Raw genomic sequence first — 6926 nt, 5'->3', positions numbered from 1 at the left:
TTACGCCATGCTGGACGCGCCAGCCATGGCCGCATAACTTAAACCAAACGGTCTCCGGTAAAGCCGGGGCGGTTCAAGTAATTCCGGGACTTACTTTAACTTGCGATATACCCGTCCTTATGGTCCGAACGATATCTTCTTCGGTTAAATGCCCGGATGCCTTGGGAGGCAGGGTGGACCAAATGTCACCAGTGGGGTTTTTGAAACTTAAACTGACCGCTCCGTAAATCCTGTTCACTGATATCGGTAATCAACATATATCCAGGACTGTGAGTGATTGCGATTGGCGGTCTCGCCTGTTCCAGCGCCACCTGCGGTGTTACACCACATGCCCAGAATACCGGTACCTCTCCATCGCGCACCGGCACACTATCGCCGAAATCGGGAGACGATAAGTCGGAAATCCCGATAGCTGACGGATCCCCAAAATGTACTGGTGCACCATGGACCTGCGGCATCGTGGCAGTAATCTCGATTGCACGGATAGCGTTCGCCGGCGAAAATGGTCGCATGGATACGACATAGTGCCCTTTGAACGGACCGGCAGACTGACATTTAATGTTTGTTCTGTACATCGGTACATTCGTGCCGAGTTCAATATGCCGAACACCAATCCCGGCATCCATCAACGCTCCTTCAAAGGAAAAGGAACAACCAATCAAAAACGTAACGAAATCATCCTGCCAAAGAGCTCGGATGTCAGTCAGCTCATCAACCAGCGCTCCATCCCTAAATATGCGATAACGCGGAAGATCGGTACGAATGTCGATGCCTGCCCCAGCCCCGGGGAGTGAAGGATCTCCAGGATTGCCCAGAGCAAGTAGAGGGCACGGCTTTGGGTTTGCCATGCAAAACTGCAAAAAATCGGTAGCCCAAACCTTCGGAAGCACGACGAGATTGCCCTGTGCAAAACCCGGCGCCATCCCCGAGGTTTGATCCACAATAAAACCGTTGCGAATATCGGCACGAATATTCTGAGGGTCCATCACGTTCATTTGCGGTTTTTTCATCCTGGAACATCCAAACGCGTAGCGATTTGGGCTGGATTAATCTTGCGGCTACGAGATCAGCTTAAATTTCTCAAGCTTTACGGAGTCGACCCACCCGCTAATTTTCTCACCAAACGCCTTCATAGACGGCGTGTTATTGTGAGTTGCCAGGGAAGATTCGTCCTCCCAAATTTCATAGAATACGAAAGTACCGGGGTTCTCGATCGATTCATGCAGATCGTATTGCACAAATCCAGGCTCCGTCTTGGCAATAGGGACGAGAGTGAACAGTGCGTCCCCAAGCTGCGAGCGCCACTCTTTCTTGGCGACGATCGTTGCAACAACAAATAACTTGTCTTTCATTTGGAATACCTATCCGCTTTCGTCGAAGTGGTTGTTGTTTCCTGTTCGCGCGTTTCAGCTTAGTTCAATTGAAACCGGCGTCTTGATCGAATTGGCAATAAAGCAGCCTTTGTGCGCGCGGTGATGCATGCGCTCAAGTGCGTTATGATCCGGCTGTTTATCTGAACTGAAAGTGGCTTTGGGATGGAGAGTGATTTCGGAAACCCAGAACGCTCCGTCCGATCCTTTCGAGACTTTACCTACAGCATTGTCCTGATAGGTCTCGACCTTGTAACCACTTCCCTCGCATATCGCGAGAAAGTAGAGCATATGGCAGCTGGCCAGCGCATTGACGAGAAGCTGTTCCGGGTCCGCCAATTCGCCATTACCCATGTATTCCGTCGCCGCAGAGACCGGAACAGACACGCTTGAACTGTATAGCGCGCGATGGTCACGACTATAGGTTCCTTCGTTTTCGATATGGGGCTTCGCCTTCCATTCGAGGCGAACCGAGTGCTCGGACATAACGTGTATCCTTTATAATTGCTTCAATATTGTCAGCAGAGCTTGCTGCGACGCAGACCTTTAGGCCTGTTCGAGCACATCGACCATAGCCTGCGCGATCTGAAGGTCGGCTTCGACCGGTCCGCCGGACGCGCCGACTCCGCCAATGACCGACTTCCCGTTGCGGACCGGCAGGCCGCCGCCGAAAACCACGAACGGTCGCCGACCGCCGAGAGAATCGAGTCCATAAAGCTCACGGCCTGGCTGTACGATATCTAGCCAGTTACCAGAAGGTGAACGCAAGGCGAGTGCGGTGTAGGCCTTGCCTTGTGCGATCTCAACCGTGGAAAGCGCCGCATCGTCGACCCGCAAAAAGGCCAGCAGATTGCCTCCAGCGTCGACAATCGCAAGCGAAGACGGCTCTTCAAGTTCTCGCGCCTTCGAAGCACCGGCCATAATGGCCTTAATCGCAGCTTCATGGGTAATCGTGGAGGCCATTGTCGCATTCTCCTTCTGATTGGGCCGACCAAGGGCCTAGTTGTAGATGCCGCCATCGACGTTGATTGACTGTGCGGTGACGTAGGAAGCTTCATCTGACGCCAGATAAACAAAAAGTGGCGCCACCTCCTCCGGTGAGGCCTGACGGCCCAGCGGAATCAAGATCGGGACCAGCGATTCCTGTTTGTCCTTGCCCCCGAGATACTCGATGGCTGGCTGATTAAACGGCGTGTCGATCCAACCTGGGCAAACCGCGTTTACGCGTATGCCATCGCGGGCAAGTTCGAGCGCAAGTGTGGTTGTCAATCCGATAACAGCGGCCTTGGAGGATGAATAGCTGAGAAGGCCCGGCGCACCTCGCTTACCGGCCAGAGACGACATCATTACGATAGAGGCTTTCTTTGCTGCCCTTAGATGCTTCACGGACTCCCTTGCGAAAATGAAATTCGCACGAACATTGATCGCGAATACCTTGTCCCAATTACTCGTCGTGAACTCTTCGAGCTTTCCGGACAATTGGATGCCCGCATTGAGGCACAGCGTATCCAAACCGCCCATCCAGTCTACTGAACGGGATATGGCAACCTTGATCTCATCTTCCTTCGAAAGATCCGCTTTAATAAAGCGAACACGTTCGCCAAATCGCTTCTCGACGTCCGCACCGCGTGTCGAGTCGATATCGACCACTGACACCGTTGCACCCTCGGCAACAAAAGCCTCGAGAATAGCAAGGCCGATATTGGCGACACCTCCCGTTAGAAGGACGCGTTTTCCTGACAGTCTTCCGGACATTCGGTATCTCCCAGTTAAGTTCGTTTAGGCAAAATACGTGTAGCAACGGCGCGTCGCTCAACCGCGCCGTATATTTTCCGTGATTGCATCGTTAACCGTGGATGACGCTTCCATCTGCGGCATGTGTCCGATGGATGGAATGACGCGCAACTCGACGTTTGCGGGTAGACCCTCGCGCCGCGGCAAAGGCACGATCTGGTCATCCTGGCCCCAGACAAGCAAAACTGGACACGAGAGCTCAGAAAGCGTTTGGTTTATCGCCTGGACCTGCCCGTTCTCGTCGGCAATCACGCCTGCAATCTCTGTAAGTGCTTCGGGCACGCCTTCGAGTCGCTTGAAGCGCAGTGTACCCTCGACCATGTCATTCGTGATTTTCGACGGGTCGGCAAACAGGCGTTCCAAGACCCCCTGCAATGGGCGGCGACGCTCGGCTGCAATGAAGTCGACGAGGAAGTCGCGGCTGATTTCCTTGCCCAGTCCGATCGGTGCGATCAACGTCAGCGACGCAATGCGAGACGGCTCTCTGGCTGCGATCGATGCTGCAACTGCGCCGCCGAACGAATGCGCGACCAGGTGAAGCCGGGCAGGAACCGCCTCCTGGATTGAAGCCAGTACAGCCGATGTGATTTTGGAAAGAACATCAGTGCCCGTGACCGGGGTAGAATTGCCGTGGCCTGGCAGATCGACCGCGATCGTACGCATCGTTTGAGCGATCTCGGGCTGGTTGAAGAGCCAAGTCGTCAGGTCGCCGCCGAAACCATGCAGGAAGAGCACCACATCCTCACTGTGTTCTCCGGCTTCGAGAAGATTTACCGTACCGCCATCAACAGTCACAGAACGTGGGGCAGCCACACCGGCGTCACCGTCTTCGCCGACCCCCATCCTGTCTGCATAACTCGCGATGAACGCCTCGATCTCGTCTTGCGTTGCCGCGTCGTCAGTGATGACGCCGGCAAGCGCACCGACAGGAGCTGTGGTGCCTTCCTTCAGTACAATGCGCCGCAGCGTACCGCTGGCGGCAGACTCGACCACATTGGTGACCTTCGTCGTTTCGATCTCAAGAATCTCCTGACCTCGAACGATGGTATCTCCCTCCCCGGCCATCCATTGGGTGATCGTTCCCTCGGTCATTGTCATTCCCCATTTGGGAATGGTGACAGCTTCGATAAGCGACATCGAATTTACCTCTTCACGATAGATTTAGCGGCCTTCGCCACAGCGTCGGGTGTCGGCACATAGGCATCCTCAAGATTGGGCGCGTAGGGCACCGGAGTATGGGGAGCCGTGACGAGCTTGATCGGCGCCTTCAGGGCATCGAAGCACTTATCTGCGAAAAGCGCAGAGATATCGGTGGCAACCGAGCAGCGTGGATTGGCTTCGTCAACGATGACAACGCGACCGATACGTTCGGCCTCCTCAAGCAACGTGTCCTCATCGAGCGGCGACGTCGTGCGCGGATCGATAACGCAAGCGGAAATGCCCTCTGCGGCAAGCTGACGGGCCGCTTCTTCGGCCACACCAACCATCCGGCCGATGGCCACGATCAGAACATCCTTGCCATCACGAACCACGCGCGCCTCACCGAACGGGATCGTATAGGATGCGTCCGGAACTTCCCCGACCGTGTCATAGAGCATCTTGTGTTCCAGAAAGATCACAGGGTCGTCATCACGGATGGCCTGCAAAAGGAGGCCCTTGGCGTCATAGGGATTGGACGGGATGACCACCTTCAGACCTGGAATATGGGTGAAGATCGGATAAAGCGCCTGTGTATGCTGTGAACCGGACCGGCTTCCCGCGCCATAGGTGGCGCGAATGACCAAAGGCGTCTTGGCGCGGCCCCCGAACATGTAGCGGAACTTCGCCGCCTGGTTCATGATCTGGTCGAGACATACACCGGCAAAGTCTACGAACATGATTTCCGCGATCGGTCGAAGGCCCGTCAGGGCCGCGCCCGCCGCAGCGCCGATAAAGGCCGCTTCGCTGATCGGCGTGTCACGAATGCGCTCCGGGCCGAAGGCATCCAGCAGACCCCTGGTCACCCCGAACGGACCGCCCCAGGCGTCTTTCACGCCGTTTGCTCCGGCGCCGCCGGTCAGGTCCTCGCCCATCATGATCACGCGGGGGTCTCGTGCCATCTCCGAGTGGAGCGCATCGTTCAGAGCTTGGCGAAAAGATTTTTTGGCCATGATCGTAGTCCTTACAGATACTTGACGTAGACGTCGGTCGTGAGAGCCGAAAGCGAAGGGAACGGTGCAGCGCGCGCAGCGCTGACCGCACGGTCGATCTCGTCTTCCACTGTCCGATCCACGACATCGAGTTCAGCAGTATCAAGCAGCGACACGTCTTTGACGTGCTTGCGGAATTTGACCAGGCAATCGCGATCCTGGCGCATCGCCGCCTTCTCTTCCGGCGTCCGGTAGTTGTCCGGATCGCCGCTGTAGTGACCGTAATAGCGAGGTACATGGATATGGAGCATCGTCGGCCCGCCTCCGGTGCGCGCGCGCGTGACAGCCTCGCCGGCGGCGGTATGGACGGCGAACACGTCCGTTCCATCAACCTCGATCGCGGGAATGTCATAGCTCTCGGCCCGACGCGTGAAGCTGCCGGCGGAGACGTGCTCGTTCGCTGTAGCCTCGCCGAACCCATTATCTTCGATGGCGAAAATGATCGGTAGGTTCCAGATTTTGGCGAGGTTGAAGCTTTCGGACATTACGCCCTCGTTCATCGCACCATCGCCTGCGAAGGCGACCGCCACCTGCCCCGTACCTTGCAGCTTCGCGCTCAAGGCCGCGCCACAGGTGATCGGCGCTCCCGCCGCAACGATGCCATTCGCTCCCAGCATGCCCTTGTGAAGATCCGCGATGTGCTGGGATCCACCCTTGCCACCACAGGTCCCGCTGGCCTTGCCGAAAAGTTCGGCCATCATACTGTCGATATCGACACCCTTGGCGATCGAATGGCCATGACCGCGATGGGTGGACGAGATGTAATCATCTTCGTTCAGGTGGAGACAGACGCCAACCGCGCTGGCCTCCTGGCCGGCATAAAGATGCGTGTTGCCGGGAATATCACCCGTCGCCATCTCGTCCATAACGCGCTCCTCGAAGCGGCGGATCATGCGCATTGTACGGTAAACCGAAACAAGTTCGTCGTGCGGTAGTTGAAGTCCAGACATGATTTCCTCACGGATTTAAGTTTGTGCTGCGGGCAAACGACCGCACCAGCAGGCGCGCTCTAGGCTCTTATTTTCCTGGATCGTCTGTACTGGTCGATGACGACTGCGAAGACGATGATGGCGCCTTTGATGATCTCCTGGTAATAGGAGCCGATCTTCAGGTAGGTGAAGCCTGAGGTGATCACACCGAGGATGATCGTGCCGATCAAGGTCCCTGTGATGCGACCTGCGCCGCCGGCGAGCGACGTACCACCGATGACAGCGGCAGCGATTGCATCGAGCTCATAGGCGGTGCCCATTGTCGGCTGTGCCGAAGCCGCCCGCGCCGCAGTGACCACGCCGGCCAGACCCGAGAGCAGTCCCGCCACCGCATAAACCTTGATGAGGTGAGAGCCGATGTCGATGCCGGAGACACGTGCGGCCTGTGGGTTCGAGCCGATTGCATAGGTGTATTTGCCATAGCGCGTATAGCTGAGAGCGATATGGGACAGGATGGCGACTGCGAGAAAGATGAGGACCGGCAAGGGAACCGGAAAGCCGAGGACCAGGAAGCTCTTGCCAAGCCAGGTGAACTCCGGCGTCAGCAGCGCGATCGGCTGCCCCATCGTATACCACTTGGCGAC

At 56.6% G+C, this 6926-nt stretch carries 9 protein-coding genes; all 9 read right to left on the bottom strand.

What is annotated here, in order from left to right:
* Positions 1-185: 185 nt before the first annotated feature.
* Complete coding sequence (locus V6S97_RS28745; RefSeq protein WP_442886145.1) at positions 186-1010, bottom strand: putative hydro-lyase; 825 nt, start codon at positions 1008-1010, stop codon at positions 186-188.
* Positions 1011-1058: 48 nt separating this feature from the next.
* Complete coding sequence (locus V6S97_RS28740; RefSeq protein ID WP_334428396.1) at positions 1059-1352, bottom strand: putative quinol monooxygenase; 294 nt, start codon at positions 1350-1352, stop codon at positions 1059-1061.
* Between the two features lie 54 nt (positions 1353-1406).
* Complete coding sequence (locus tag V6S97_RS28735) at positions 1407-1856, bottom strand: OsmC family protein (protein WP_334428395.1); 450 nt, start codon at positions 1854-1856, stop codon at positions 1407-1409.
* Positions 1857-1916: 60 nt separating this feature from the next.
* Positions 1917-2333 carry a GlcG/HbpS family heme-binding protein gene (locus V6S97_RS28730; RefSeq protein WP_334428394.1) on the bottom strand — a complete coding sequence of 139 codons (417 nt, stop codon included), beginning with the start codon at positions 2331-2333 and terminating at the stop codon, positions 1917-1919.
* Positions 2334-2369: 36 nt separating this feature from the next.
* The gene (locus tag V6S97_RS28725; RefSeq protein WP_334428393.1) at positions 2370-3125 is read right to left on the bottom strand and encodes an SDR family NAD(P)-dependent oxidoreductase; all 756 of its coding nucleotides are present in this window, start codon (positions 3123-3125) and stop codon (positions 2370-2372) included.
* A 57-nt stretch (positions 3126-3182) separates the two neighbouring features.
* Positions 3183-4301, bottom strand: a complete 1119-nt coding sequence (locus tag V6S97_RS28720) for an acetoin dehydrogenase dihydrolipoyllysine-residue acetyltransferase subunit (RefSeq protein ID WP_334428392.1) — start codon at positions 4299-4301, stop codon at positions 3183-3185.
* Between the two features lie 5 nt (positions 4302-4306).
* Complete coding sequence (locus V6S97_RS28715) at positions 4307-5314, bottom strand: alpha-ketoacid dehydrogenase subunit beta (RefSeq protein WP_334428391.1); 1008 nt, start codon at positions 5312-5314, stop codon at positions 4307-4309.
* An 11-nt stretch (positions 5315-5325) separates the two neighbouring features.
* Positions 5326-6303 carry a thiamine pyrophosphate-dependent dehydrogenase E1 component subunit alpha gene (locus V6S97_RS28710; protein ID WP_334428390.1) on the bottom strand — a complete coding sequence of 326 codons (978 nt, stop codon included), beginning with the start codon at positions 6301-6303 and terminating at the stop codon, positions 5326-5328.
* Between the two features lie 59 nt (positions 6304-6362).
* On the bottom strand, positions 6363-6926 hold a 564-nt coding region (locus V6S97_RS28705; RefSeq protein WP_334428389.1), incomplete at its 5' end, for an ABC transporter permease.

The organism is Agrobacterium sp. CCNWLW155 (assembly GCF_036888815.1).
Lineage (GTDB): Bacteria > Pseudomonadota > Alphaproteobacteria > Rhizobiales > Rhizobiaceae > Agrobacterium > Agrobacterium radiobacter.
The sequence above is the reverse complement of the archived record's forward strand: the minus strand, read 5'-3'. Positions and strand labels throughout refer to the sequence as shown.